The sequence below is a fragment of the Paenibacillus sonchi genome, assembly GCF_016772475.1.
GTDB classification, from domain to species: Bacteria; Bacillota; Bacilli; order Paenibacillales; family Paenibacillaceae; genus Paenibacillus_AQ; species Paenibacillus_AQ sonchi.
Genome location: NZ_CP068595.1, coordinates 4,300,650 through 4,326,102 on the forward strand (window position 1 = coordinate 4,300,650; position 25,453 = coordinate 4,326,102).

The following is a 25,453-nucleotide window of genomic DNA, read 5'->3' on the forward strand; positions in this document are numbered from 1 at the left end:
TGTAGCGGGAAGGCTGTGAACAAAAAAGTGTGAATGCTATTAAAACGCAGCGGTCTACAGCTTGCCCGAGCTGATCTCCGCGATTGCGGCGTATTCGATCAGCGCCGCGGTTCCGGCGGCCGTGAGCGTGTAGCGGCCGCGCCCCACCCGGAAGAACCACCCGTAGTAGTTCTTCTGCAGGAACGCGGCGGCGCCGGGCACGCCGCTTCGCTTGCGCAGCTCGGCGGGGGTCACGCCGCGCGGTGCCTCCGCCCGGCCGGGCGCAGCCGCCGGGCCCCCGGCAGACGCAGCAGCGCCGGCCGCTGCTGCGTCTGCCCCTGGCGCGCCGCTCCGCGCAGCGCGCCTTCCGGCCGCCTCGGCGGCTTCGGCCTCGGCCGCCTGCAGCGCGACGGCCACGCGCAGCGCCTTCTCGCGGTAGGCCGTCACGAGCTTGACGCGCGTGCTGCCTCCGGTGTTGTAGTCCCCGCTGCGCTCGCGGAACTCATAGAGCAGGCGCTCGCGCCGTCTTGCGCCGCTGCGGACCTGAGGCGGCGCGTCGCCCGGCTCCGCGAGCACCTCGACGAGCGGGGCCTTGGTCTTGTAGAAGACCACGGTGACCAGCCCGAGGCCGAGGCGGCGGCACAGCCCGGTAAGCTCGCCCCAGCGCTGGTTCACCGCGCCTTTTTTGTCCCGGACGCGTTCTACCGCGAGGTAGACGTTCGGGCTGAGCCGCAGCCGTTCAACCCCCTGCAGCAGCAGGGCGAGGTTGAACGATTTTTTCATCTCCACAATCAGCGGCTGCTCTTCATTCCCCCGCAGGCCCACCAGATCGCAGGTCCGCACCTCGCCTTTGATGTCATAACCCTGCTTCTCAAAAAAACTCTTCAAAGGAGCATACAGCTCCGTTTCATGCTTAACCGCCATTGTTGTCACTCCTGCGCCCTATTTTTAAGGTATATGCATTTTCCCTGTTTTTTTAGCGTTGCTCTATTATAGCACAGCAAAAAAGAGGTCAACTATTCCAGGCTCACCGCATAGTTATGTAATACACTTTCTAAGCTGGTGGAGCAAGTAGGAGCGCAAGAGGAGGCAGCGAGCAATGGATATATTTGAGCGTATAGCTTCGTATCGGGCTGAGAACGACCGTTTGGCGTGGAGCGGCACCTTCAAGGAGTATATAGAACTGCTGAAAAAAGACCCCTCTCCCGCGAAAACGGCTCATTCCCGCGTATACGACATGATCAAGTCACACGGCGTAGAGGAAATCAACGGCCGCAAAAGGTATAAGTTTTTTGAGCAGGAGATATTTGGACTTGACCGTGCAGTAGAAAAGCTGGTGGAGGAGTATTTCCATTCCGCCGCCCGGCGGCTGGATGTGCGCAAACGGATATTGCTGCTGATGGGACCGGTCAGCGGGGGCAAATCGACGCTGGTTACTTTGCTGAAGCGCGGGCTGGAGCAGTATTCGCGGACGGATGAAGGAGCGGTCTATGCCATAGAAGGCTGCCCGATGCATGAGGACCCGCTGCATTTGATTCCGCTGGAGCTGCGCCCGGAGATTGAGCGGGAGCTGGGGGTCCGCATCGAAGGCAATTTGTGCCCCTCCTGCCAGATGCGGCTCAAAAATGAATATCACGGCGACATCGAACAGGTAAAAGTGGTACGTGTGCTGTTGTCGGAGGAGGAGCGCGTCGGGATCGGGACCTTCAGTCCGTCCGATCCGAAGTCGCAGGATATCGCCGATCTGACGGGCAGCATCGACTTTTCGACCATTACCGAATTCGGCTCGGAATCCGATCCGCGCGCTTACCGCTTCGACGGGGAGCTGAACAAGGCCAACCGGGGGCTGATGGAGTTCCAGGAAATGCTCAAGTGCGACGAGAAATTCCTCTGGAACCTGCTGTCACTGACCCAGGAAGGGAACTTCAAGGCCGGCCGGTTTGCGCTGATCTCTGCAGATGAAATGATTATTGCCCATACCAATGAAACAGAGTATAAATCCTTCATCTCCAATAAAAAGAATGAAGCACTCCAGTCCCGCATGATTGTCATGCCGGTCCCCTATAATCTGAGAGTGTCCGAAGAGGAAAAAATCTACGCCAAGCTCATCGCCCAAAGCGACATGAAGCATGTGCATATTGCCCCGCATGCGCTGCGGGCCGCAGCGATATTCTCTATCCTGACCCGGCTTAAGGAGAGCAAGAAGCAGGGCATGGATCTGATCAAAAAGCTGCGCATGTACGACGGCGAAGAGGTCGAAGGCTATAAGGAAGCGGATCTCAAGGAAATGCAGACGGAATATCTGGACGAAGGCATGTCCGGCATTGATCCGCGTTATGTCATCAACCGGATTTCCAGTGCGCTGATCAAAAACGACCTGAAATGCATGAATGCGCTGGATGTGCTGCGGGCGATCAAGGACGGCCTGGACCAGCATCCTTCGATTACGAAGGAAGAGCGCGAGCGTTATCTGAACTTCATTTCCATTGCCCGGAAGGAATACGATATTCTGGCCAAAAGCGAAGTGCAAAAGGCTTTTGTCTACTCTTTTGAGGAATCCGCCAAGACGCTGTTCGAGAACTATCTCGACAACATCGAAGCTTTCTGCAACTGGACCAAAATCCGCGATCCGCTGACGGATGAGGAAATGGAGCCGGATGAGCGGCTGATGCGTTCGATCGAGGAGCAGATCGGCATTTCCGAGAATGCCAAAAAAGCCTTCCGCGAAGAGATTCTGATCCGGATTTCCGCCTACTCCCGCAAAGGTAAAAAGTTCGAATACAACAACCATGACCGGCTGAGGGAAGCCATTGAGAAAAAGCTGTTTGCCGACCTGAAGGATATCGTCAAAATCACCACCTCCTCCAAAACGCCGGATGAAAGCCAGCTCAAGCGTATCAACGAAGTCTCCAGACGCCTGATCGACGACCACGGCTACTGCCCGATCTGCGCCAATGAGCTGCTGAAATATGTCGGAAGCCTGTTGAACCGCTGAGGTATCAGAAAAAATTGCACGGACTGCCTGCTGGCGGTCCTTTTTCTGGATAGGCTTGTCCCATAACAGGTGTACTCGTATGGATACGGTGCAGGAGGACGGGGGCTGGCCGCCCCCTCCTGCTCTAAAGAGCCCGAACCGGATTAATCCTCAGACAGTTCTGCTCCCTAAGACTCCTTATCCTTGCCGCCGATGTTAAAGCCTAACTGCCCATTATATTTGCCTACCTGTCCGGCGACTCCTAGGCCTGCTCCTTGGCCGCCGCCGAGCTGTGCCTGTACCTGTGCACCGAGGCCATTGTCCCCGCCGAGCTGAAGCCCGGTATTGAAGCCGGCGCCTTGACTTAGACCCAGGTGGCCTTCTGCATTGGCCTGCAGACCATATTCTCCCCGAGCTGCGCCCCCGTTTGGAATCCGGCGCCTTGACCGCCGCCGAGCTGTGTTTTTGCCTGAGCTGCCACTCCGTATTTGCCTAAGGCCTGGGCTTCGGCATTGATTCCAAGTCCCTGGCTGGTGTTCAGATGGGTATTGCCTTGCGCATGTATTCCGTAAGCCGGGGCGCCCATATGGCCGCTGGCATGCATACCCGCGCCGTTATGGGCTAAGCTGCCGCCGGCATTTAAGCCAATGCCGTGTTTGCCGCCCACTTCGCCTCCGGTATTGACGTGAACGCCCTGTCCGCTGCCAACATTTGCGTTCATATAGCCGTTTACAAGTTCTTTTTTGGGGTTTTGGCTGTCTGCCGGGCTGCTTTCTGAACGGACGAGATGGTAGTAGTGAGAATAGGGGAAAGTTGTGTAACGGGGGAATAAGGATATGCAGGTGAATTCATTTGGCTGTTAAGATATTCGTTCCCTTGGGTCATAGGGGATACCTCCATTATTTAATTAATGATAACAGCCTATTCATAGTAGAGTTGAATTGATACCCTTCTTAAGAAAAACGTATTCGCCGTTACGGCTCCTGCAGTCCCCAATTCCCTCCGTTACTCTCACTTGCCGCTTTTCATCGTTTTTAGATATTGCTCCATTTGCCGCTTATGGTGTTTGTCGTGGGGAATAAAGTCTCTCAGATATCCCCGGATACTGAATTTCTTGCCATCTCCGTCCAGATAAGCCTTGGTGAATTCTTCATCGCTCAATCCCGCGGCGGTCTCCAGGATTTTGGTCCGGTATAGCACGAATTGCCCGATGGCTGCCTGCGTGGTCAGCGACTTGGCATATTCGATGGCGCGGGCGTTGAACTCATCGAAGTTCTGATGCCTGCTGGCCAGCGGCTGGCCATTCTGTATTTTGGCGAAAGCCTCCTCATAAAAATACTTGTCCCACTGCGTAATGTGGCACAGCATTTCTTTTAAGGTCCATTTGCCGGCCGCGACCGGGGTTTCCCAATCTGCGTCTTCCAGGGTAGCGAGGGATTGGATGTAGGGGATTAGAGATTGAAATTCAAACACGAGCTGTTCGTTCGTTTTCGCTGCCATGAAATGACCTCCAGTTCAAATGTATATCCAGATTTTTCTTCTGTATCTTAACTATACCTCATGGAACTTGACTGCAGCCTGTCAGGTTTAGGACAAGGTGCTGCGGAGCGCAGCTTAGCAAAACAGGAACAGCCCGCTTAACAGCCGGCTGCTATAATAAAATCACCGATCGGGGAAAGGCTGGGTGACTCAGTGAATTACAGCAAGGATATCGAAAGAAGCATTGAATATATCGAACAAAATATAAAGAATAATCTGACTGCCGATGAGATCGCAGCAGAGGCCGGATATTCGTTGTATCATTTCAGCCGGGTTTTCAGCTTATGCAAAGAGATGTCCGTGATGGAGTATGTGCGCAGCCGGAAGCTGTCCCTGGCCGCAGTCGAACTGTTCAGCGGCAAGCGGATTATCGAGATTGCGCTGGATTATGGCTTTGAGACGCAGAGCGGATTCGCGAAGGCGTTCCGCAAAGCTTTTGGCTACAGTCCCACGCAGTATGCGGCGCGGATGGAAGGCTTTTTACGGATGGGCTCTAAAATAGAAATTGGAGGTTATATGATGAATCCAGTGATTGTACAGAAACCTGCATTCAAGGTTGCAGGCTACGGCATAGAAACGAATGTAGCGGAAGGGAATTATACGAAGGATATTGCATCGTTCTGGAGCCACTATGAAGGAGAAAATCTGGAAGCCAAAATGTACGAGCTTCTGAATCCGCCCAAGCATGGAGAAGTGGGGCTGTGTATTCCGGCTTTTGACAGCGGAAATGCTGTTTATCTGCTCGGTGTCATTGTGGAGGACTTCAGCCGGGTCATCGATGACATGTTAACCGTTAATGTACCTGAAGCTGAATATGCCGTGTTCACCACACCGCCAGTGGATACCTCCGAAGGGAAGGATCAGGAAGAGTTCGTGCAGACCATCAAGAGCACCTGGAAGTATATTTTTGAAGAGTGGTTTCCCGGCAGCGGATATATCTACGATGAAGGCAAGCTCAACTTTGAGTTTTACGACGAGCGCTGTCATTCCCGGGTGGACACGGTGATGGAGATTTATGTTCCTGTGAAGGAGCGGGCGGGAAAATAGGAACTTTGGAGCTGCGGAGCTGCGTTATACTACAGCCGTCAAGCTTAATCCTATTCATCCTAAATCGCCAAAAGGCAGGCCCCGCTGGAGGGAGCTTGCCTTTTGGCGTTCTTTTTATAGCCTACAGCTGAATTGCGACGTAGCTTCCTAATTCGATCATACCTGCATTGGCCAGCTTGCTTGCATCATATTGCTTAATGACCTCGGCGGTTTTCTGCGTAAGCTCCGCACTGTCGGTATCGGCCAGGACGCGCAGCACAACCAGGGTCTTCCCTTGCTTCAACTGCTCGGCCAGCTTGGTCTTGTAGGCTTCAAGCGAATCGGCCTCAAGGCCATGGGTCACGTAATAATCGTGGGCATTGCTGGTTGCCTGGAACTGGGACAGCTCATGGTCCAGCCAGGAGGAGTTGTCCATGACATAATCTACATTGGCGGCGGTGGCATCGTTGGAATTGTAGAGCAGATACGGAAGTCCGGAATTGGTCTCGTTATTGGTCGCATCGACATTGACCCATTCCCCGCCGATCTTCACTTTGTTCCAGGCGTGATTCACGCCGTCCATCGTTCCTGTGACCACCATCGAAGGGACCTGGGCCAGGTCAGAGAGCAGCTGGAAGGTGTGAGCATAGCTCATGCATACGCCAACCTTTTTGACCAGAATGCCGTAGGTACTGAAGGAATCGTTGAACTTGGCATCCACACTCTTGAACTGCTGCTGCTTGGCATTCTCCAGCGCGGCATCGTCGTAGGTGGTGTTGTCATTCAAATAATTGTAGATTGCCATCTGCTTCTCATCTGCGTTCATGCCGTCCTTGATGGCGGCTGCAATCACTTTGTCTGCCTCTGCGAGGATTTCCAGCTGTTTGGACAAGATGACCTCGGCAGGATCATCGAACTCTGTATGCAGAGTCAGGGTCTTATAGTCGTAGCTGTAACCGCGGAATCCAAGAATGAGCGGGTTCTGGTAGATTACTTTTTCCACTTCATCCATCAGGGTGCGTGCATTTTGCGCCTCCGGGAAGGCCTGCAGTGAAATTTCGGTCTTCCCGCTTATCAGATTCAAGGCAAGATACTCTTCCAGAGCAGAGTCCGCATGAATCAGGGTTGCCGGTATCTTTGACGCAGGTACGGCCTGCTTGTTCCCTTCGTCTACCTTGCTGCGGGTATTTTCTTTTTGCTGGTCAATGACATTATCACCGGATTCGCCGGCATTCCCGTTATTGTCAATGATGGTCGGCACATCGGGTGCAGGAACATAATCCGTGTTATTCTTGGGTTCCACATACCCTTGATTGGCCCCTTTGCTCTGGGCAGCCGCCAGACTCGCAATATCCGCATCCGTCAACTTCTCAACCTGGACATACCCCTTTAGCGCTGTGCCTTGAATGGAGAACTGGACATCGGTTGGACCGGACTGCTGAATGGTGATGGAATCGGTGTCGTAAATAACAGTTGCCGGGGCTTTGGAGCCGTCAATATATTGGATCGGGACTGTCTTGGGCAGTTCCCCGGCGCTCTTGAACAAATTCAGATTGAAATTATCTTCGGAAGCCACGGTACGCGGCAGTTGTTTGGACAGCGCAACAGTATCCACCGAGGCACTGAACTTGGACTCTTTGTCTCCCTGAACGGCGGTTACGTAATATTCACCTTGAACATTGTTGTTCTGGAGGCTCGTGATTGTCTCATCCACAATACCAAGCGCGCCGCGCCCGTCCTTCATGAAATCGTTAAAAGAAGTGCCGGGAACTGTCGCGATAAGCAGCGGACGCTGATCCGCATATCCCTGCTCCGCGCCGCTCAGTGCCTCATTGGTATTCTCCATCGTGATATGCGAAGCATTGTAAATATTGTAGCTCTCTGCTCCCGGCACCTCGCTCCAGACCAGTGACAGTCTGCCGTCAGGGCTGATGTCGGCCTGCAGATTCGGCACAGGCAGATCCGATTTCACCGTAAACGGAATGATAATCGGCTGCTTCAGCGGAGTAGGTGTTGCCGCATCCAGGTCATAGTTGAGCCGGATGTAGTATACGGGGGCGTTCCCCCAGGAGCTGCCTCCGGCTTCGCGCAGGGAATCGGAAGCGAGTACACCAAAGCCAAGCGGCTTGATGGAGTATACGCTTTTGCCATCTACAAGCTGTGAATCTTCAAGGGTCCCCACCTTGCTCTCCGGCAGTGCCTTGATATCGGTATGTACGGACAGCGTATGTCCAATAGCTTCTGGTCCGAGATCCGTATTGAACCTGAATATAAATTCCATATCCTGATCAACGTTGTACATTGGCATAATGCCCGGATTATTGTCTGTATCGTACTTCTGCTTCAGATCGTACACCGTCTGCGAAGCGTCCGGTAGAGGGTTCCCTGAAGGTTGCTTTGTCTCTGCAGCCGCACTGGCTTGCGGGGCGGGTGACGGCTGCGGGCCGGCTTCGCTGCTGCCTCCCATGCAGCCCGTTAAAACTACACACATGATGAGCATAATCATTGCCAATTGTTTCACTTGCACTTTCACTAATGTCCTCTCCCGTCTGGTTTGTCTGGATGAGCCTAATTTATGGATTGATCCATAATTACCCATTATAAATAACAGAAGATATATAACCCATTCCGATACTATTAAAACAAAAATGGGATAATTTATATTTAAGCTGCTGGAGTAAATTTAATTTAAATACCCCCTGCCGGGTAGCAGGGGGTCAGGAGGGCGGGATGAGGTAACTATATTCCAAACATTCTCTGGAGTCACGGCCAATCCCAAAATCGGAAAATCTCGAGTTCAGTTTGTATAGGGAATAGCCCGGCGGGCAGCGAAGAGAAGACTACATAAACCGCCGCTGTACCTTTTTGCCGTCATAGGTAAAAAGGGCTTTTTTGTCTTCCACCACGGTTTGCAGATGGACAGTGCGGCCCCACAGCGCATAGATGTGCGGCAGGGTGCGCTCCAGATATTTCAGATCCAGCTCAATGCTCTCGTAGCGGTGGACGATCAGCAGCTCGCCGTTGCGCTCGTAGTCTGCATCCTGGACGACCAGGTAGGGTGAGCCGCCGTTGACCCGGGCCAGCACCAACTGGTCGCGTACATTCTCCCAGGCCTTGTCGGTGATTTTCCACTCCGGGCCTTTCTTCTCGAAGACGTAGAGATCCAGATCATTGACCAGCTGCTTCGACAGATAGCTGCGGATAAAAGAGATGTCCGAGTCCAGCTCGCGGACCTCGAACATTTTATCGCGGTCCCAGCGGCGCTCGATGTCCTCGAAGATCTTCAGCCCCAGGTAGTAAGGGTTCAGGCTCTGCCGGGAGGGCTGAACGACCGAGGAATTGAGCTTGGCGTATTCCACCGTCTCCTCAGGTGTCAGATCCAGCTCGCGCATAATCCGCTGGTGCCAATACGAAGCCCAGCCTTCGTTCATGATCTTCGTCTCCATCTGGGGCCAGAAATAGAGCATTTCGTCACGCAGCATGGTCATGATGTCGCGCTGCCAATCCTCCAGCGCCGTTGAATACTGCTGGATGAACCAGACCATATCCTTCTCCGGCTCGGGCGGGAACTTGCGTTTTCCGGCCGTTTCCGGTTCCGGGCCGGCAGCCTTGCTGTTCTCCAGATCCCAGAGTTCCTCGTAGGGATTGGCCGGGCTGCTGCCCCGGGAGGAGCGTCCTTGCGCTCCTTCATTTTGGCTTCGAGCAGGTGGGACTTGCCCAGCTTGCGGGGCTGGATCAGGCTGGGGTCGATATGCTCCTGAACCGCCAGCACGGAATCGATGAAGCTCTCCACGGTATCTATACCGTAAGTCACTGAATAATCGGCGATCCGGTCCGCCGTGGCCGACATGCTCTCGACCATGTCGCGGTTGGACATGGAGAAGCGCATATTGTTTTTGAAGAAATCGCAGTGGGCGAGGACATGCGCGACAATCAGCTTGTTCTGGACCAGTGAGTTGCCGTCCAGCAGGAAGGCGTAGCAGGGGTTGGAGTTAATGACAAGCTCATAGATTTTGCTCAGTCCAAAATCATATTGCGACTTCATCCTGTGAAAATTTTTGCCGAAGCTCCAGTGCCCGAACCGGGTAGGCATTCCGTAAGCACCGAACGTATAAATGATGTCAGCGGGGCATATCTCATAACGCATCGGGTAAAAATCCAGCCCAAACCCGGAAGCAATCTCCGTAATTTCGGCAATCGCCCGTTCCAGCGCCTGAATCTCATCTCCGGGCATGAATCCATCTCTCCCTCCAGCTTGGGCTTATGCTGCAACCTATTCTGACAAGGCCGCCAAGGTGCTGCGGCCGCATCCGGAATTGTTCTTTTAATGTATATGGGAGGAGGGAGGGGAGTATGATGGGGGAGTGAGAATGTAAACAGGCAGGCGTAGATCTGATGTTCCAGATATCCGTCCGCCTAAGCGGCAACTGTATTTTGTACAATTAAATGGACGGAATATCAGCACAATTCTAAGATAACTGTACTTCGTGCACTTAAATTTTGCCCATTTGAGCAAAACAACTCAAGTTGCCTTTTATAACTGTACAAAATACATTTAAAGCTAAAAACAGGCGTTTAGACCGCATTTTAGCTGTACAGAATACAGTTAGCTATCCTGAGGTCTCAGACAGAAGCTTCCAGCGCCAAGAACTAGCGTCCGCTATCTTCATTGATTTTGCAAACCAGCTATCGTCGGCTCCTCCTCAGTACACAAACCTCCGCTGCGCCCAGTAACTGAACAGGAAAATCGAGACCTCGGTAAGCAGCTTGGCGGCGGCGAGCGGGATGATCAGCTTTTCGTTGTAGAAATAGAGCAGCCCGTAATTGAACAGCAGCACGAGGAGCACCAGCGCAAAGTATTTGGGCAGCGACTGTTGCAGCTTGGACATCTTGCCGCCGGTGAACACGTATCTGCGGTTCATGGAATAGTTGAAGATGGAGCTGCATAATCTTGCGGCGGCAACCGACAGGAACAGGTTATGGGTGAGACGCTGGAACAGGAATAACAGGGTGAAGTCGAGCAGGGCCGATACCAGCGATGAAGTGCTGAACATTAGAAGCGGCAGATAGATCCGGAAGGAATCCGCCAGAGGCCGGAAGTGAGATGATTGGTTATCATCCAGATACACGGTATCAATAAACTCTTCAGTAATCGTATAACCCTCCCGATGGGCGGTGAGCAGCATATTCATTTCGTATTCGAAGCGTTCGCCGGGAATTTGGCACAACCAGTCCAGCATCTGAGGGGAGAAGCCGCGCAGACCGGTCTGGGTATCATAAATTTTGGTGCCTGTAGTCAGGGAAAAGACAACACGTGTCACAGAGTTGCCGAAGCGGCTGCGCAGGGAGACGGTCCCGCTGAAGCGGCGGCTGCCCAGGACGATTCCGGGAGTGGTCTGGTTCTGGAGGACCCGGGCAACCCGCTTAATGTCATGGGGCAGATGCTGGCCGTCACTATCCGCACAGACCACATAGTCTGGCAGCCCGGCCTCCCGGATATACCGGAACCCTGTTTTGAGGGCGAGCCCTTTTCCGAAATTGACCGGATGGGTTAGAACCGTGCAGCCGAATGCTGCTGCAATGTTGAAGATTCCCTGGTAAGCCGGGCCGCTGCCGTCGTCTACAAGGACAATCGGTCCAAGCTGATCATCGCAGAGCTGTTCAATTAAATCCAGCAGCCGTTCATCGGGTTTATAAGCCGGGATCAGTATAGTCATGATGTTGCCCCCTCTTTGATATACAGAATGTCGCTGACGCCGCGTTCCTGGTTCTTGCCCTGCGGATTATTCACGACCCGTCCCATGAAGTACATGGTGGATGAGCCGCCGCCGTCCAGATTGTAGGCTTCGGTGGCTCCGAGATCCGACATGACATTTGCCAGCTCGGTCAGGGTCATTCCCCGGCTATATCCTTCACTGCGCCCGTCTACTACGACGAATACATAATGGTTCGGGGCAATCATGCCCACCGCGGTCCGGGGATTCGCATTCTGGATGGAGCGGTTGCCGAAATTGGTATCGATTTTGACATTGCTGAAATCACTGGCGATCTTGCCGTCCTGAATCAGAATCGGCCCGAAGGACAGCGTGTTGGCGGCTCCCTGCGCCAGCAGGTCGGACGAAGAAACTTTTTCCTCGCTGTAGGTCTGCATCGTCCCGTCTCCGAACAGCGCCATCGCATCCCGCACCGGGTCATCCCGGTAGAGGGTGCCATTGCGGATAATCACCCCGTCGTTACGGAAGCCGTAATAATCGCCGTTGATGGCAAAAATCGCATTGTTGCTGGCGGCTATCTCCGAGGTATTCTCCGTGATATTTGTTCCAAAGCTGTTGTCGGCAAAAGCAGCCCGCAGGCTGCTTGCATCCTTAAGGACCACGTCTGCGACAAAATAAGTGATCTGGTCCGGGCCGGACCCGGTCTGCACCTGGTCGATCCGGATCTGGATAGCGTCGCTGGAATAATTCCAGTCATCGGCTGAGGCATTGTCTTCGGCTGCTGACACAGCTGCATTTCCTGCACTGTCGGCTGCGGCTGTGTCATCTGCTACGACAACTTCGACATGTTCAATCAGGTAACGGTCTGCGAGACTATATATCACTGTACCGAGACCCAGGAGGACCACGATCATCACGACCAGCAGTTTGCGTTTGAAGCTCCAGGCATGTTTTCTTCGCCTATTCATCATTGAAGGATCACCTCATCAAGTAAGTTGTTAAGATGATCATACCTGGCCTACCTTTAATGAAACTGAAATAGAAATGGACCGGATGATTTGGATTGATGGTATACTTTAACCAGCATATTTTGAATTACAGGGAGGTTCGGACATGCCACAGCGTGTGTTATTGATAGAGGACGATGAGGCCATCAGTGAAATGGTGCGCTCGTATTTGGTAAAAGAGGGGTATGAGGTGGAGACGGCATTCGACGGGGATGCGGCGGAGAGGCTTTTTCACCGCGGCGGGGGTTATGATCTGGTTCTGCTGGATCTCATGCTGCCCAAACGGAGCGGCAGCGATGTGCTTCAGACGATTCGCCGGGACAGCCTGGTGCCTGTGCTGATTATGTCCGCGAAGGACAGTGATGTGGACAAGGCGCTGGGCCTCGGCTTCGGCGCGGATGATTATATTACGAAGCCGTTCTCGATGATCGAGCTGGCCGCGCGGGTGAAGGCGGCAATCCGCCGGGCCGGGTATGCTGCTGTGGGAGGTCCCGGCCAGGAAGCGGCTCCGGTGCAGGAGAAGGCTAATATAATTTCACTGCGCGGACTCACTGTGGATCTCGATAATTTCTCGGTGCTGAAGAACGGGGAGGAGGTCAAGCTGACCGCCAAGGAGTTCCAGATTCTGGGACTGTTTGCAAGCAGTCCCGGACGGGTGTATACCAAAGCGCAGATTTACAGCAGCGTCTGGGAAGATGAATATTACGGGGATGAGAATGTCATTAATGTACATATGCGCAGATTGCGTGAAAAAATTGAAGATGACCCGTCGAAGCCGGAGTACATCAAAACACTATGGGGCATTGGCTACAAGCTGGGGGATGTGCTGGAATGATTGCATTTTGGAGTGTGGCGGTGCTGCTGCTTCTGCTCGTGATCCTATGGCAATACCTGCGTTTGCGGGAGCATTCCCGCCAGCTCGAATATATCCATACCAAGCTTACGGACATTATGGACCGGGACTCGCATGAAAGGCTGCTTTTGTTCAACAGCGATCCTCATCTGCAAAAGCTCCTTACCGACCTGAACCGGCTGCTGGACGTCAACCACAGGGGGGCAGTAGAGCTTGCCAAGCTGGAAAAGTCCATGCGCAGCATGCTGGCGAACATCTCTCATGATCTAAAAACCCCGCTGACGGTGGTACTTGGTTATATTGAAACGGTTCTTCAGGATCAGGTGATGGCCAAGGAGGAGCAGGAGAAGATTCTGCGGATGATTCATGCCAAGGCAGGAGAAGTAATCCGGCTGATGAACAGTTTTTTTGATCTGGCCAAGCTGGAGAGCGGGGATAAGGACATTCCCCTGTCACGGGTGGAGCTGGGTGAGGTCTGCCGGAGAAACATTCTCTCCTTCTACGAAATTCTCAATGCCAAGGGCAGTGAAGTGGACATTGATCTCCCGGATGAGGCGCTGTATATTATGGGCAACGAAGAGGCACTGGACCGGGTGCTGTCGAATCTGCTCTCCAATGCAATCAAGTACGGGGATGCCGGCGGGGTGCTTGGGCTTAGGCTGTACAGCGACGGGGATCAGGTGTGCATAGAGGTGTGGGACCGGGGCAAGGGCATCACTGAAGGCGACCAGGACAAGGTTTTCGAGCGGCTCTATACGCTGGAGGATTCCCGCAACCGCGATTACCAGGGGAGCGGACTGGGGCTGACCATCACCAAACGGCTGACAGAACAGATGAACGGCAGTATTACCTTGCGCAGCAAACCTCATGTCAAAACAGCATTTACGCTTTCTTTTCGCAGGCAGACTTTCTGATGCTCTTATGGGTCCGGCGGCTTCCCGGGGCTTATGTCTGCAGCTTAAGAATTTTGTAAGGTTCAGGTAATAAAAAAGAAAATTCCGCTGTGTACAATAAGAACCAGGAAGACAAACAAAGAAGCCAAAGGGGATAACGGGAATGACAACCATATTGCGAACGTGGGATTTAACCAAGGAGTATCAAGGCAAAGAGGCTGTTAGCGGCGTGAATATGAGCGTCAAGCAAGGCGAAATTTACGGGTTCCTGGGACCGAACGGGGCGGGTAAAACCACGGTAATGAAAATGATCACCAATCTGGTGAAGCCGACAGCGGGGAATATCGAATTTTTTGGAGAGAGCATGACAGACCATTCCTATGAAATGCTGAAGCGCATGGGCTGCATTATTGAATATCCGGTGTTCTATGACAAGCTGACGGCGAGAGAAAATCTCCAGCTGCACGGGGAGTATATGGGGTACTACGATGCAAGGGCCATGGAAGAAGCGCTGGAACTGGTCAAGCTGAAGGGTGTGGACAAAAAGCCGGTCAAGCAGTTCTCCCTGGGGATGAAGCAGCGGCTGGGCATTGCCCGGGCGGTAATGACCAAACCGGAGCTGCTCATCCTGGATGAGCCGATCAACGGACTGGACCCCATGGGCATCAAGGAAATGCGTGAAGTGTTCCGCATGCTGAGCCGGGAATATGGAATGACGCTGCTGATCTCCAGCCACCTTCTGGGGGAGGTTGAACAGGTTGCCGACACCATCGGCGTGATCCGTGACGGAATTTTACTGGAGGAAGTGGCGATGGATATGATCCGCAGCCAGAACACGCAATACATCGAACTGATTACCGGAGAGAGCAGCAAAGCGGTGGTTGTGCTGGAGCACAAGCTGGGCCTTACCAACTTCAAGGTGCTGGACCCCCGGACGATCCGCATTTACGATGCCGTGCAGCAGCTTGAACTGAATAAAGCACTGGTAGAAGCGGGCGTGGAGCTGGAAAGCCTGAGTAAGAAGAATCATTCGCTGGAAGATCATTTTGTGGAACTGATGGGGGGTGAAGGCATTGCTTAAGCTGATACAACTGGAAATCCGTAAGAACAAACTAACAGGTATGCTCAAAGGTGTGGCCATTGCCGTGTTAATGATTTTGGGCTTTATGCTGCTGCTTACTTACGTTGACGCTGAGGACGGCAGCGGCCGCGGGGAATTCAAGACTTATGCAGAGATGTTCCAAGGCTTGTATGTTATGGTCAAAGTGACCTTTGTGGTGTTTGCTTCGGTTGTGCTGAGCAAGCTGGTGATCGACGAATATAAGAACAATACCATTACATTGCTCTTTATGTACCCGATCTCCCGTAAAAAACTCCTGGGCGCCAAAATTATCATCGTGTTCCTCTTTACACTGCTCAGCGTTTTTATATCAGATATTTTGATTAGCGCCCTCCTGATTGGAATTAACTCTTACACCCATGCGATTCCTGGACAGCTGGATTGGGCTGGTATTCCTGGAGAGCTGCTCCGGATGGGGATGGATGCGATATTTGCGGCAGGAATTGGACTCATTCCTTTATACATCGGAATGCGTAAAAAATCCGTAACCGCTACCATAGTTACAGCGGTGCTGTTTGTCAGCGTGAGTTCCTCCGATTTTGGCGGCTTCCGGCTGAGCAATCTGGTAGGGATCTCCATCTTCCTCAGTCTGGTTGGCGTAGCCATCGCTTACCTGTCGATCCGGAATATCGAACAGAAGGATATTGCCTGAATGTAATTCAATTCCCCCTGCGAGTGTTTTCATTTCCAGAGTTCCTCCGTTGCGATGCCAGGGTTGTTCTGTACGTCCCTGCGCATCCGTGGAGGGACTTTTTTTTGCTATAAAACCGCTTGGCATCAATGTTTTTATGGCGACCAACTGCGGTTTTTTTGCTATAATAGTGTATTATTCAGCAAATTCCGAGCGGGGTACAGATTGAAATTACATAGACAGTTAGACCGCAGTTTCTGAATAGATGAGGACACCGGATCGAAGCAGCAGAGGAGGTGGGCTATGCCTATAGAATGGTCTTCTATTCTGGACCGGGTGCTTTCCGGGGAAGGCGCCTATAAAGCATTATATGATCATCATCCCGACCTGATAATTGTGCTGGACAGGCAGGGGTACTATGTGGAGAGCAACCGTGCTTTTGAAGCGGCTGCTGGAGCAAAAGCGGAGGTAGAGCTTCCTGAGCCATTGTCCTGTTCCCGGCCGCAGGCTCCCGGAGAGGAACATTTTGCCGCAGCGCTTGGAGGCATCGGCTCCAGGGTGGAGCTGCCGGTGGAAGAGGGCAGCGGAAGCAGCCCAGCGGCCATTACGTATGTGCCAATACAAGCGGAGGAAGGAATCGCAGGCGTATTTGCTATTATCCATTATGACCAGAGCTGCGGTCTTCCGCTTGAGGTTGAAAAGTGGCTCGGCAGTCTCATCACCCGGGAGGAGCCTCCCCTGGAATGGACGGATGACCGGGCACCGGGGCATGAAGAGATGCTGGCCGCAATCGGGGCAGCAGCGGAACAGCAGCAGGCGGAGCTGGCGCCGGAGATGTCTGAAGACAAGCATCTTGGCCTGATACTGAACTCTGTTGCGGCGGGGATTTTTGGACTGGATACACAGGGAAGAATATTTTTTATCAATCGTGAAGGGGCAGATATGCTGGGATATGCTCCCGCTGAACTGATTGGCCGGACTTTTGCCGGGCAGGTTCATCATATCCATGGAGACGGGTCAAGGTACCAGAAGATTGAATCTCCGATCGCGCAGACTCTCCAGGACGGCCGTACCCGCAGCAAAGGGGACGAAATCTTCTGGCGGAAAGACGGCACCAGCTTTTTTGTCAGCTGCCGGATTGCTCCGCTTATGCATAAAGGCAGGATATGCGGGGTGGTGGGTTCCTTCAGCGATATTACAAATGAGCGGGAGATTCTCCGGGCCAAAGAAACAGCAGAGCAGGCCGCTCAGGCAAAAGCGGATTTTCTGGCGATGATGAGCCATGAAATCCGCACTCCAATGAACGGAATGATCGGGATGGCCGATCTGCTGCTGGAAACGGAGCTTGAGGAAGAACAGCGCACCTACGCCGAGATTCTGCGCAGCAGCAGCCACAGCCTGCTCAAAATTCTGAATGACATTCTCGATTTCAGCAAAATGGAAGCCGGGAAAATGCCGCTGCTGTCGGAGAAATTTGATCTGCGCGAGATGATGGAGAGCATCATAGATTTATTTACTCCCAAAGCGGAAGAGAAAAAGCTGGCGCTGCGGTGGTGGGCGGATACCAGTGTGCCGTCCATGGTCACTACCGACCCCAGCCGCTTGCGGCAGATTATTGTCAATCTCGTTGGCAATGCGCTGAAATTCACCGAACGGGGCAGCGTTACCCTGTCCGTGAAGAATATTCAGCTCCCGGCTTCGCCGGAGTATCTGCTGGAATTTTCAGTGCGGGATACAGGGGTGGGAATTGCCGACAGCAAGCTGAATCTGCTGTTCCAATCCTTCTCCCAGCTGCATCCCTTCATCAACCGCAAATACGGCGGCACGGGGCTTGGACTGGCCATTTGCAAGCAGCTGGTGGAGCTGATGGGCGGAACGATTTTTGTAGAGAGCGAAGAAGGCCGGGGCTCCACCTTCCGCTTCATGCTTCCCTTCATCAAGGAGGAGATTGAGGCGGATATCACTCCTTAAGGCTGTTCTGGTGTGACCGGACAGCCAGACAGCCGGACAGCCGGAGGCTGGAGGCCTCAGCGGACCTTTCCCGCAGGAGCTGCTGCAGAAAACAGCACATATTCATATTGCCCTATAATCCAAAGCAGCAGGCCTCCAGTGACGGAGACCTGCTGCTTTTTGCGTGGAGACTTTTTGTGCGGCAGACTGTTTGTGTGCAGAATCTCCCGCCGTTGGTCAGAGCTCGCAATCGCTAAGTGGAAAAAGTAAACTTAATCCAGCAAAATATGCAGAAAACCGTGAGTTAGGTGGAAAAAGTAAACTTAATTCATTCAGGAATGGAGCATTGGGGCTATAATTGGATATTTGTTAATATGTAAGTGGATACATTCCACCTAAATTCTAAAAAAGAACAAAATAGTGAAAATTAGGTGGAGAAAATCCACTTAGCTCCTGGACTAAGGAGATATGCATGCCCTATAAAGTAGTCTACCTGTAAAAATGGATGGTGTGCAGACCAGGCATCGTAACTCCTTTTGTTGCTCTAATTGCCGTCCGTACTCTATTGCTGGCACCACTTGTGGTGCGGGCAATCAGGATATGCAGTGACTTCTAATGCATATACATGAGACCGACGGTACCTGGACCACAGTGGCTTCCAATCACACAGCCGGCGTGAATGATGGCGATTTCGCCGGAACCCGTCTGCTCACGCAGTGCTTTCTCCAAATACTTGGCATCCTCTTCCGCGAGGGTGTGGGCAACAATGATAAGCTCTTTGTCGATAGTGATAGCATGCTCCAGGGCGTGGTGCAGCATCTGCTCGACCGCCTTTTCCTTTTTGCCGCGAATCTTGCTGACCGGCACGATGGCGCCGTCAATCAAACGCAGCACTGGCCGGATCTTCAGCAGGCTGCCGATAAAATTCTGCATGCCGGAGCAGCGTCCGCCCATGTACAGGTAGTCCAGCGTATCCACAACAAACTCCGTTTGCACCTGGCTGCGGCACTCTTTTACCATAGCGGCAATCTCCGGAGCACTTTGGCCTCTGGCGGCAGCACGGGCAGCCTTCATGACCAGGAGGGCAATCCCTCCGCACAGCGTCTCCGAATCTACGACATGCACCCGTCCTTCCGGGAACTCTACTGCCGCGAGCAGGGCATTCTGGTATGTAGAGGATAAAGCAGAGGATAGACTGATATAGACGACGTCTCCTCCGCTGCGGATTACCGGCTCAAAGGCAGCCATGAAATCAGCGGGCGAGGGGGCTGCGGTCTTCGGCAGGGCACCTTGAGCGGCTACCCGGCGGTACACTTCCTCAGGTGTAATATCCACCCCGTCCCTGTAAGTAGCGTCTTCAAATACGACATACAGCGGAATGATGCCAATATCATACGTTTCCTTCCAGCCTTGCGGCAAATCGGAAGTGCTGTCTGAAAAGATTTTTACGATAGACATGAATTTCTCCTTCACCGGTTCTCGGATGACAAACTTCCATAATATGATCCATATAATCTGTAATTATACCAAGCCAGCGCGGATTCTCAAAATGAAATAATAGTTTTGCCGCTGAAGCCGCGAAAAAAGACCAGCCGTTTCGGACGGCTGATCTTGAAAATAAATGTAGGAGGGCTACTTCTTCTGCACCGGGATCCACACTTCACAGACATAATCCTCTGCACCCGTATCGCCTGGCGGGTACAGCTCAAACTCCGGTCCGCCCGTATGCTCATAGCCGGTCCCCGGGAACCACTCCTGAAAAATCCGCTGCCACACCTTCTGAATCGCATGGGGCATCGGGCCGGCTGAAGTGAATACGGCCCAGCTTGCAGCCGGAACCACTGCGGTCTCGTATCCCTGCGGGTCGGTTTCAGGTGTGCCTTCGACTCCGATCCAGTAGGACAGCAGCTCCTTCTCCATATCCATGCTCATACAGATGCCGAGCCAATCTTTGCCCGTACCGATTTCAATCAGCTCATCCGAAGTGCCGTCCGCATTGCATTCATTCCAAAACTCGGGATTCTGCGGAGATTTTCTCCGTCCCGCGTAGTCACCTCCATGGATTTGCCGATCACAGTAAAAGCAGGTTTCTCTACGATTTTGTATTCCATTTCCTGATCTCCCTTCAATGATAGATGGAAGGTGAGGCGGGGGAATGCTTTGAGCTGCACCCCGGGCTCCCGCGCGGCGGAGGGGGCTAGCCCGTGCGCCTTGCGGAACGCTTTGGCGAATGCCTCGGGGGACTCGTATCCGTATTTCAGCGCCACATCGAGCACCCTGATCTTTGAAATAGCCAGCTCCTGGGCTGCCAGGGTCAATCTCCGTTTGCGGATATAGTCTGCCACTGTAACTCCGGTCAGCATGGCGAACATCCGCTGGAAGTGAAACGGGGAGACATGGGCCACCTTGGCAACATCCTCAATGCGCAGCGGCTCTGTCATCCTGCTCTCCATGTAATCCAGTGCATCTTTCATACGAATCAGCCATTCCAAGTCTGCCATCTCCCTTTGAACCCATCCTATCATGCCTGCTCCCGGGTGGTCCTGTTATTCTCTGCTCGTTGCAGACAGGTCAGGTCAGACCCCATCCCCGCATCCAGCAGAGCATCTTCCTTATAGTATAGCCCAGGAGTGGAGAAGGAGTCAGCCCCCCAGCCGGCAGACTCTGGCTTCATAAGGACGCAGGGTTTCCCGGTCCATGGCCGGCTGCTCCTCAGGATAGTTGCTGATGATCGTTTCAGTCACAGCGTTCAGTTCATCCAGGAGATCTACGGTCTGCGGGTGTTCGCAGAAATTCAACAAGATCAGCCACCGTTCCCCTTCCAGCGTCCGGGTATAGGCATAAATGTATTCATGCTCCGGCAGCAGCAGTTCATAATCGCCATAGACCATAACAGGATGGTTTTTGCGCAGACGGATCAGCTTCTGATAATAATAAAATACCGAATCCGGGTCAGCCAGCGCCTGTTCCACATTGATCTCCTCATAGCGCGGATTGAGCTTGAGCCACGGAGTTCCTTCGGTAAATCCGGCATTGGGGGAGGAGTCCCACTGCATCGGCGTGCGGGCATTGTCCCGGCCTTTAGTATGGATCGCCTTCAGAATGGCTTCATGATCGCCGCCGCCATCCGTCACCTTTTCCTTGTACATATTATGGATTTCAATGTCCTTGTAATCTTCAAGCTGCGGGAACTGCACATTTGTCATACCGATTTCCTCGCCTTGATAAATGTAAGGTGTGCCTTTTAGCGTATGCAGCAGGGTAGCAAGCATTTTGGCCGAAATCACGCGGTATTCCCGGTCATTGCCGAATCTGGAGACCATCCGGGGCTGGTCATGGTTGTTCAGGTACAGGCTGTTCCAGCCGCGGTCCGCCAGACCTACCTGCCATTTATGCAGGATATCGCGCAGCTTGGTCAAGTTCCAGGGGGCGACATTCCATTTGCCGCCGGGGCCGGAGTCCACATCCATATGCTCGAATTGAAAGACCATCTGCAGCTCATTCCGGTCTTCAGCGGTATACAGGATGGCGTCTTCTACCGTGGCACCCGGCGTCTCGCCAACGGTCATTACATTATATTTGGAGAGAACCTTCCGGTTCATTTCCTGCAAATATTCGTGGACACGCGGACCGTTCATATAATATTCTCCGCCGCCGGCCAGCTCGCCGGGAGCAAGACCCTCATAATGGGCGGAAGGCAGGCCTTCCACCTTGGAAATCATATTGATGACATCCATCCGCAGCCCGTCTACCCCTTTGTCCAGCCAAAAAGCCATCATCTTGTACAGCGCCTCACGCAGCTCCGGATTCTCCCAGTTGAGGTCCGGCTGCTTGCGAGAGAAGAGATGCAGATAATATTCGCCTGTTTTTTCATCCAGTTCCCAGGCCGGGCCGCTGAAGATGGAGCTCCAATTGTTCGGCAGTGCGCCAGCCGGACCGCCGGGCCGCCAGATGTAATAATCCCGGTACGGATTATCCTTGGAGGAACGGGATTCCACGAACCAGGCGTGCTCATCCGAGGAATGGTTGATGACAAGGTCCATCATCAGCTTGATGCCGCGTGCATGCAGCCCGTCCAGCAGTTCCTCCCAGTCGCCAAGGGTGCCGAATTCATCCATAATATCCTCGTAATCACTGATATCATAACCATTGTCGTCATTTGGAGATTTGTAGACCGGCGACAGCCAGACGACATCGACCCCCAGCTTGTGCAGATAATCGAGCCGGGAGATAATCCCCCGCAAATCTCCGATCCCGTCTCCGTTGCTGTCCTGGAAGCTGCGTGGATAGATCTGATAGACTACGGCTTCTTTCCAAAAGGTTCTGTTCATGCGAATTAGCTCCTTTGAATGGTATTGGAAGATAAAATGAGCCCTAAAATGAAACCAGCAATAGTGTCGGCTCCAGGGAAGATTTGGAGTTCCGGCCGCTGTTGTCTCCAGATTTCTTTTTTCATTATTCCGCTGGCAGCGGATGAAATCCGGAGACAAAGGCGGACGCGTTCGCTCCTACACTTCCAAATTCCCCTCCACCTTTCTTGCTGATTTAATTTTCCAGTTCAACTTATAGAAACAGCCCCGAAGGAACTAAGCCTCCGGGGCAGCAGCAATTACACCGTAACGGATGAGCCTTCAGCAGTAACGCTGCTCAGCCCGTTCACCGTATAGTCCTTGCCGTAAATCGTGATGGACGCCGGAATATCCGTTTCATTGACCACTGTAACCTGCACATCGGTTACACTCACCTTCAGGCGGGAGCCGCGGAACATGATTTTGAACGAATAAGCTGTCCAGTGGCCCGGATTGGAAGGATTCAGGATCAGCCGGTCAGCCTGCACCCGCAGTCCGCCAAAGCCATGCACGATCGACATCCAGGTTCCGGCCATGCTGGTGGTATGGCAGCCGTCTTCCGTATCGTTGTTGTAATTGTCGAGATCCAGTCTCGATGTGCGCAGGTACATTTCATACGCCTTTTCCTTGTATCCCAGCTCACAGGCGAGAATTGCATGGATGCAAGGGGAGAGGGAGGACTCATGGACGGTAATCGGCTCATAAAAGTCGAAATTCCGCTTTTTGGTCTCCAGATCATAACGGTCGCCGAGGAAATAGAGTCCCTGCAGCACATCGGCCTGTTTGATGAAGCAGGAGCGCAGAATGCGGTCCCAGGACCATTTTTGGTTCAGCGGAAGGTTCTCCGGCAGCACATCCTTGACCTGGATGATCTCCTTGTCGAGGAAGCCGTCCTGCTGCAGGAAGATGCCGAGTTCCTCATCGGCTGCATAGTACATTTTGGCGATAATGTCGTTCCACTTTGCAGTTTCATCCTCTGCCAGCTCCAGCTTGTCGACAAGCTCCGCATAACGGGCGGATTCATTCTCCTGCAGATACGCCAGCGCTTCCAGGGTGTATTCCATCGTCCAGGAGGCCATCCGGTTCGTATACCAGTTGTTGTTGACGTTGTTCTCGTATTCGTTCGGGCCGGTGACACCGAGCATTACATATTTGTCCTTGTGCGGCACGTAGTGCACGCGTTCCTCCCAGAACCGGGAGATTTCCACCAGCACCTCCAGGCCGTATTGGCCAAGATAGGCTTGGTCTCCGGTGTAATTCACATAGTTATAGATTGCATAAGCAATGGCGCCGTTGCGGTGGATCTCTTCAAATGTAATCTCCCACTCGTTGTGGCACTCCTCGCCGTTCATCGTTACCATTGGATACAGCGCGCCTTTTTTGAAGCCGAGCTTGCGGGCGTTTTCCTTTGCCTTCTCCAGATGCTTGTAACGGTAGATCAGCAGGTTGCGGGCAATCGAAGAATCGGCAGTACTTAAGTAGAATGGCACACAATAAGCTTCAGTATCCCAATAGGTGCTGCCGCCGTATTTTTCCCCGGTGAAGCCCTTAGGTCCAATGTTCAGCCGGTCGTCTTCACCGGTATAGGTCTGATTCAGCTGGAAAATATTGAACCGGATCGCCTGCTGCGCGGATACATCGCCTTCAATGATAATGTCGCTTTCCTTCCACTTATCCTTCCAGGCCTCAGCCTGTTCGGTCAGAAGCGCCGCAAAACCGGCCTCCCGCGCGCTGTGCAGTGCGGTTTCTGCTGCTTCAACCAGCTGGCCCAGCCCGTGATTGCGGGAGGTGACATTGGCAGCATATTTATAAATAACCACCTGATCGCCGGATTTTACCGGGAAGCTTACTTTGCTGGCTACATATTTCTCTTCCTCGAGGGTAACGGCTTCACGGGTCAGCTTATCCCCGTTCAGGAGGATGTCGAAGAGATAGGCAGAGGTGACGTGAAAATCAAGTTTTTTGGTCTTCAGTGTCAGATGTCCGCCATCCGGTCCGCTTTTTTTCTCCACTTCATTCCAGAACTTCTCGTCGTAGTTGGCGTCTTTGTTCTTGATGTCGCCGTCCAGGTAAGGGGTAATGGTTAGCTCACCGGCAAAATTAACCGGGCTGATCGAGTACCGGATGGCGCCAATCTCACGGCGGGCCATGCTGACAATACGGAGGCTGTCGACCCGGACTTCCTTGCCTTCAGCCGTAACTGCGGTGAAGCTGCGGGACAATGTGCCTTCCTTCATGTTAAGCTCCCGGCGGAAGTCGCTGACGGTGCAGGCTGCCAGATCCAGCGGTGTGCCGTCAATATCAATGTTGATGCCGATCCAGTTCGTGCTGTTCAGCACCTTGGCAAAATACTCCGGATAGCCGTTTTTCCACCAGCCCACCCGTGTTTTGTCGGGGTAGTAGACGCCGGCCATATAGCTGCCCTGCAGGCTGTGCCCGCTGTACTGCTCTTCAAAATTGGCGCGTCCGCCCATATACCCGTTGCCGATGCTAAAGACGCTTTCGGAAATTTCCTGGGTCTGCGGATCAAAGGATTCTTCGATAATGGACCATTCGTCGATTTTTAAATATTGTTTCATAAGTACCGCTCCTTTTAGATAGGGGATGATATAAATGGAACTATCCGTTCGACGTTGCAGGTTACGTGTTAAGCCGCTCAGCTATCACGTAACTCCAGTTCTCACACATAGTTCTATTATAGAAAGTAGGGCAGAAGTGACTCGCATTGCCTATAACTGTTAATGTTCGTCAAACACCTGCAAATGATTCCCTGAGGGCTGCAACGCTGATGTGCGCCAGCGAAGGGACCACAAGGTTGGCAGCTCCCAGAGTTTCGGGCGAGCCAATTCCTACGCTGCGCATGCCGGCGCGGATGGCGGCGGTGATGCCGGCTTCCGCATCCTCGAAGACGACGCATTGCCCGGGCTCAGTGTAGGTTGCTCTGGCTCCGAGGAGGAAAACCTCGGGATCGGGTTTGGCGGCGCTGGTATGCGTACCGTCGATGATGGCATCGAAATAAGGGGTAAGGCCGGTGTTGTTCAGGATCAGCATTGCATTTTTGCTCGCCGAGCCGAGAGCCGTTTTGATGCCTTGGGCACGGCATTCCTTGAGAAAATCCAGTGCACCCGGGAGAATTTCCGAACTGTCCATCTTGGCGATGTACTCGACGTACCGGTTGTTTTTCTGCTCGGCTAGTTCGGCCTTGCGGGTTTCGTCTAGGGTTAGTCCGCCGATTTCCAGCAGAATGTTCAACGAAGCCGTCCGGCTGACGCCCTTGAGCCGTTCATTGTCTTTCTCAGTGAAGACGAAGCCAAGCTGCTCGGCCAGCTCTCTCCAGGCGATGTAATGATATTTGGCGGTGTCGACGAGTACGCCGTCCAGATCGAACAAACAGGCTTTGATTTCTGACATATTGAAC

The 25,453-nt window shown here is 53.0% G+C and carries 17 protein-coding genes and 2 pseudogenes; 7 read left to right on the plus strand and 12 right to left on the minus strand.

Annotation, left to right across the window (positions count from 1 at the left end; genetic code table 11):
• Positions 1 to 54 precede the first annotated feature (54 nt).
• Entirely contained in the window at positions 55 to 903 is an 849-nt protein-coding gene (locus JI735_RS18925; RefSeq protein WP_202676295.1) for a DUF2161 family putative PD-(D/E)XK-type phosphodiesterase, read from the minus strand.
• 175 nt (positions 904 to 1,078) lie between these two features.
• Between JI735_RS18925 and JI735_RS18930 the strand changes: the two genes are divergently transcribed.
• The gene (locus JI735_RS18930; protein ID WP_039834612.1) at positions 1,079 to 2,974 is read left to right on the plus strand and encodes a PrkA family serine protein kinase; all 1,896 of its coding nucleotides are present in this window, start codon (positions 1,079 to 1,081) and stop codon (positions 2,972 to 2,974) included.
• 343 nt (positions 2,975 to 3,317) lie between these two features.
• Here JI735_RS18930 and JI735_RS18935 read toward each other — a convergent pair whose 3' ends face one another.
• Together JI735_RS18935 and JI735_RS18940 are read right to left on the minus strand one after the other, a co-directional pair.
• Entirely contained in the window at positions 3,318 to 3,674 is a 357-nt protein-coding gene (locus JI735_RS18935) for a hypothetical protein (protein ID WP_202676296.1), read from the minus strand.
• A gap of 290 nt (positions 3,675 to 3,964) precedes the next feature.
• Positions 3,965 to 4,453 carry a DinB family protein gene (locus JI735_RS18940; RefSeq protein ID WP_051051684.1) on the minus strand — a complete coding sequence of 163 codons (489 nt, stop codon included), beginning with the start codon at positions 4,451 to 4,453 and terminating at the stop codon, positions 3,965 to 3,967.
• A 192-nt stretch (positions 4,454 to 4,645) separates the two neighbouring features.
• On the opposite strand from JI735_RS18940, the gene JI735_RS18945 reads away from it, so the two are divergent.
• A complete protein-coding gene (locus JI735_RS18945; RefSeq protein WP_039834614.1) occupies positions 4,646 to 5,539 on the plus strand; it encodes an AraC family transcriptional regulator in 894 nt (297 codons plus the stop codon).
• Positions 5,540 to 5,660: 121 nt separating this feature from the next.
• Here JI735_RS18945 and JI735_RS18950 read toward each other — a convergent pair whose 3' ends face one another.
• The 4 genes and pseudogenes from JI735_RS18950 to JI735_RS18965 form a co-directional block, all read right to left on the minus strand.
• Entirely contained in the window at positions 5,661 to 8,051 is a 2,391-nt protein-coding gene (locus tag JI735_RS18950) for a transglutaminase domain-containing protein (protein WP_051051685.1), read from the minus strand.
• A gap of 310 nt (positions 8,052 to 8,361) precedes the next feature.
• Positions 8,362 to 9,756 (minus strand): annotated as a pseudogene (locus JI735_RS18955) (SpoVR family protein); the annotation flags it as partial.
• 465 nt (positions 9,757 to 10,221) lie between these two features.
• Positions 10,222 to 11,235 carry a bifunctional glycosyltransferase family 2/GtrA family protein gene (locus JI735_RS18960; protein ID WP_039834616.1) on the minus strand — a complete coding sequence of 338 codons (1,014 nt, stop codon included), beginning with the start codon at positions 11,233 to 11,235 and terminating at the stop codon, positions 10,222 to 10,224.
• Positions 11,232 to 12,203 (minus strand): phosphodiester glycosidase family protein, encoded by a 972-nt coding sequence (locus JI735_RS18965; RefSeq protein WP_202676297.1) that lies wholly within the window; start codon positions 12,201 to 12,203, stop codon positions 11,232 to 11,234. Before JI735_RS18965 ends, JI735_RS18960 begins: the two co-directional genes overlap by 4 nt.
• Positions 12,204 to 12,345: 142 nt before the next feature.
• Between JI735_RS18965 and JI735_RS18970 the strand changes: the two genes are divergently transcribed.
• The 5 genes from JI735_RS18970 to JI735_RS18990 all read left to right on the plus strand — a co-directional run bounded on the left by JI735_RS18970 (position 12,346) and on the right by JI735_RS18990 (position 17,707).
• On the plus strand, positions 12,346 to 13,074 hold the full coding sequence (locus tag JI735_RS18970; protein ID WP_039834617.1) for a response regulator transcription factor: 729 nt from the start codon (positions 12,346 to 12,348) through the stop codon (positions 13,072 to 13,074).
• The gene (locus JI735_RS18975) at positions 13,071 to 14,006 is read left to right on the plus strand and encodes a sensor histidine kinase (protein ID WP_039834618.1); all 936 of its coding nucleotides are present in this window, start codon (positions 13,071 to 13,073) and stop codon (positions 14,004 to 14,006) included. Before JI735_RS18970 ends, JI735_RS18975 begins: the two co-directional genes overlap by 4 nt.
• 142 nt (positions 14,007 to 14,148) lie before the next feature.
• Positions 14,149 to 15,066 carry an ABC transporter ATP-binding protein gene (locus JI735_RS18980; RefSeq protein ID WP_202676298.1) on the plus strand — a complete coding sequence of 306 codons (918 nt, stop codon included), beginning with the start codon at positions 14,149 to 14,151 and terminating at the stop codon, positions 15,064 to 15,066.
• The gene (locus JI735_RS18985) at positions 15,050 to 15,757 is read left to right on the plus strand and encodes an ABC transporter permease (RefSeq protein ID WP_233182479.1); all 708 of its coding nucleotides are present in this window, start codon (positions 15,050 to 15,052) and stop codon (positions 15,755 to 15,757) included. The genes JI735_RS18980 and JI735_RS18985 overlap by 17 nt, the downstream gene beginning before the upstream one ends.
• A gap of 282 nt (positions 15,758 to 16,039) precedes the next feature.
• Positions 16,040 to 17,707 carry a PAS domain-containing hybrid sensor histidine kinase/response regulator gene (locus tag JI735_RS18990; RefSeq protein ID WP_202676299.1) on the plus strand — a complete coding sequence of 556 codons (1,668 nt, stop codon included), beginning with the start codon at positions 16,040 to 16,042 and terminating at the stop codon, positions 17,705 to 17,707.
• Between the two features lie 591 nt (positions 17,708 to 18,298).
• On the opposite strand, the gene JI735_RS18995 is transcribed toward JI735_RS18990, so the two are convergent.
• The 5 genes and pseudogenes from JI735_RS18995 to pgmB all read right to left on the minus strand — a co-directional run bounded on the left by JI735_RS18995 (position 18,299) and on the right by pgmB (position 25,446).
• Positions 18,299 to 19,144, minus strand: a complete 846-nt coding sequence (locus tag JI735_RS18995; protein ID WP_039834628.1) for a DegV family protein — start codon at positions 19,142 to 19,144, stop codon at positions 18,299 to 18,301.
• 174 nt (positions 19,145 to 19,318) lie between these two features.
• Positions 19,319 to 20,178 (minus strand): annotated as a pseudogene (locus JI735_RS19000) (AraC family transcriptional regulator).
• A gap of 150 nt (positions 20,179 to 20,328) precedes the next feature.
• The gene (locus JI735_RS19005) at positions 20,329 to 22,017 is read right to left on the minus strand and encodes a glycoside hydrolase family 13 protein (RefSeq protein ID WP_039834630.1); all 1,689 of its coding nucleotides are present in this window, start codon (positions 22,015 to 22,017) and stop codon (positions 20,329 to 20,331) included.
• A 278-nt stretch (positions 22,018 to 22,295) separates the two neighbouring features.
• Positions 22,296 to 24,614: a glycoside hydrolase family 65 protein gene (locus JI735_RS19010; protein WP_039834631.1), complete on the minus strand. Its 2,319-nt coding sequence runs from the start codon at positions 24,612 to 24,614 to the stop codon at positions 22,296 to 22,298.
• A gap of 169 nt (positions 24,615 to 24,783) precedes the next feature.
• Entirely contained in the window at positions 24,784 to 25,446 is a 663-nt protein-coding gene (pgmB, locus tag JI735_RS19015) for a beta-phosphoglucomutase (protein ID WP_039834632.1), read from the minus strand.
• Positions 25,447 to 25,453 lie beyond the last annotated feature (7 nt).

Coding starts and splice junctions, on each gene's coding strand:
- JI735_RS18925 (WP_202676295.1), bottom strand. CDS start 903: ATGGCGGTTAAGCATGAAACGGAGCTGTATGCTCCTTTGAAGAGTTTT.
- JI735_RS18930 (WP_039834612.1), top strand. CDS start 1,079: ATGGATATATTTGAGCGTATAGCTTCGTATCGGGCTGAGAACGACCGT.
- JI735_RS18935 (WP_202676296.1), bottom strand. CDS start 3,674: ATGAACGCAAATGTTGGCAGCGGACAGGGCGTTCACGTCAATACCGGA.
- JI735_RS18940 (WP_051051684.1), bottom strand. CDS start 4,453: ATGGCAGCGAAAACGAACGAACAGCTCGTGTTTGAATTTCAATCTCTA.
- JI735_RS18960 (WP_039834616.1), bottom strand. CDS start 11,235: ATGACTATACTGATCCCGGCTTATAAACCCGATGAACGGCTGCTGGAT.
- JI735_RS18965 (WP_202676297.1), bottom strand. CDS start 12,203: ATGATGAATAGGCGAAGAAAACATGCCTGGAGCTTCAAACGCAAACTG.
- JI735_RS18970 (WP_039834617.1), top strand. CDS start 12,346: ATGCCACAGCGTGTGTTATTGATAGAGGACGATGAGGCCATCAGTGAA.
- JI735_RS18975 (WP_039834618.1), top strand. CDS start 13,071: ATGATTGCATTTTGGAGTGTGGCGGTGCTGCTGCTTCTGCTCGTGATC.
- JI735_RS18980 (WP_202676298.1), top strand. CDS start 14,149: ATGACAACCATATTGCGAACGTGGGATTTAACCAAGGAGTATCAAGGC.
- JI735_RS18990 (WP_202676299.1), top strand. CDS start 16,040: ATGCCTATAGAATGGTCTTCTATTCTGGACCGGGTGCTTTCCGGGGAA.
- JI735_RS18995 (WP_039834628.1), bottom strand. CDS start 19,144: ATGTCTATCGTAAAAATCTTTTCAGACAGCACTTCCGATTTGCCGCAA.
- JI735_RS19005 (WP_039834630.1), bottom strand. CDS start 22,017: ATGAACAGAACCTTTTGGAAAGAAGCCGTAGTCTATCAGATCTATCCA.
- JI735_RS19010 (WP_039834631.1), bottom strand. CDS start 24,614: ATGAAACAATATTTAAAAATCGACGAATGGTCCATTATCGAAGAATCC.
- pgmB (WP_039834632.1), bottom strand. CDS start 25,446: ATGTCAGAAATCAAAGCCTGTTTGTTCGATCTGGACGGCGTACTCGTC.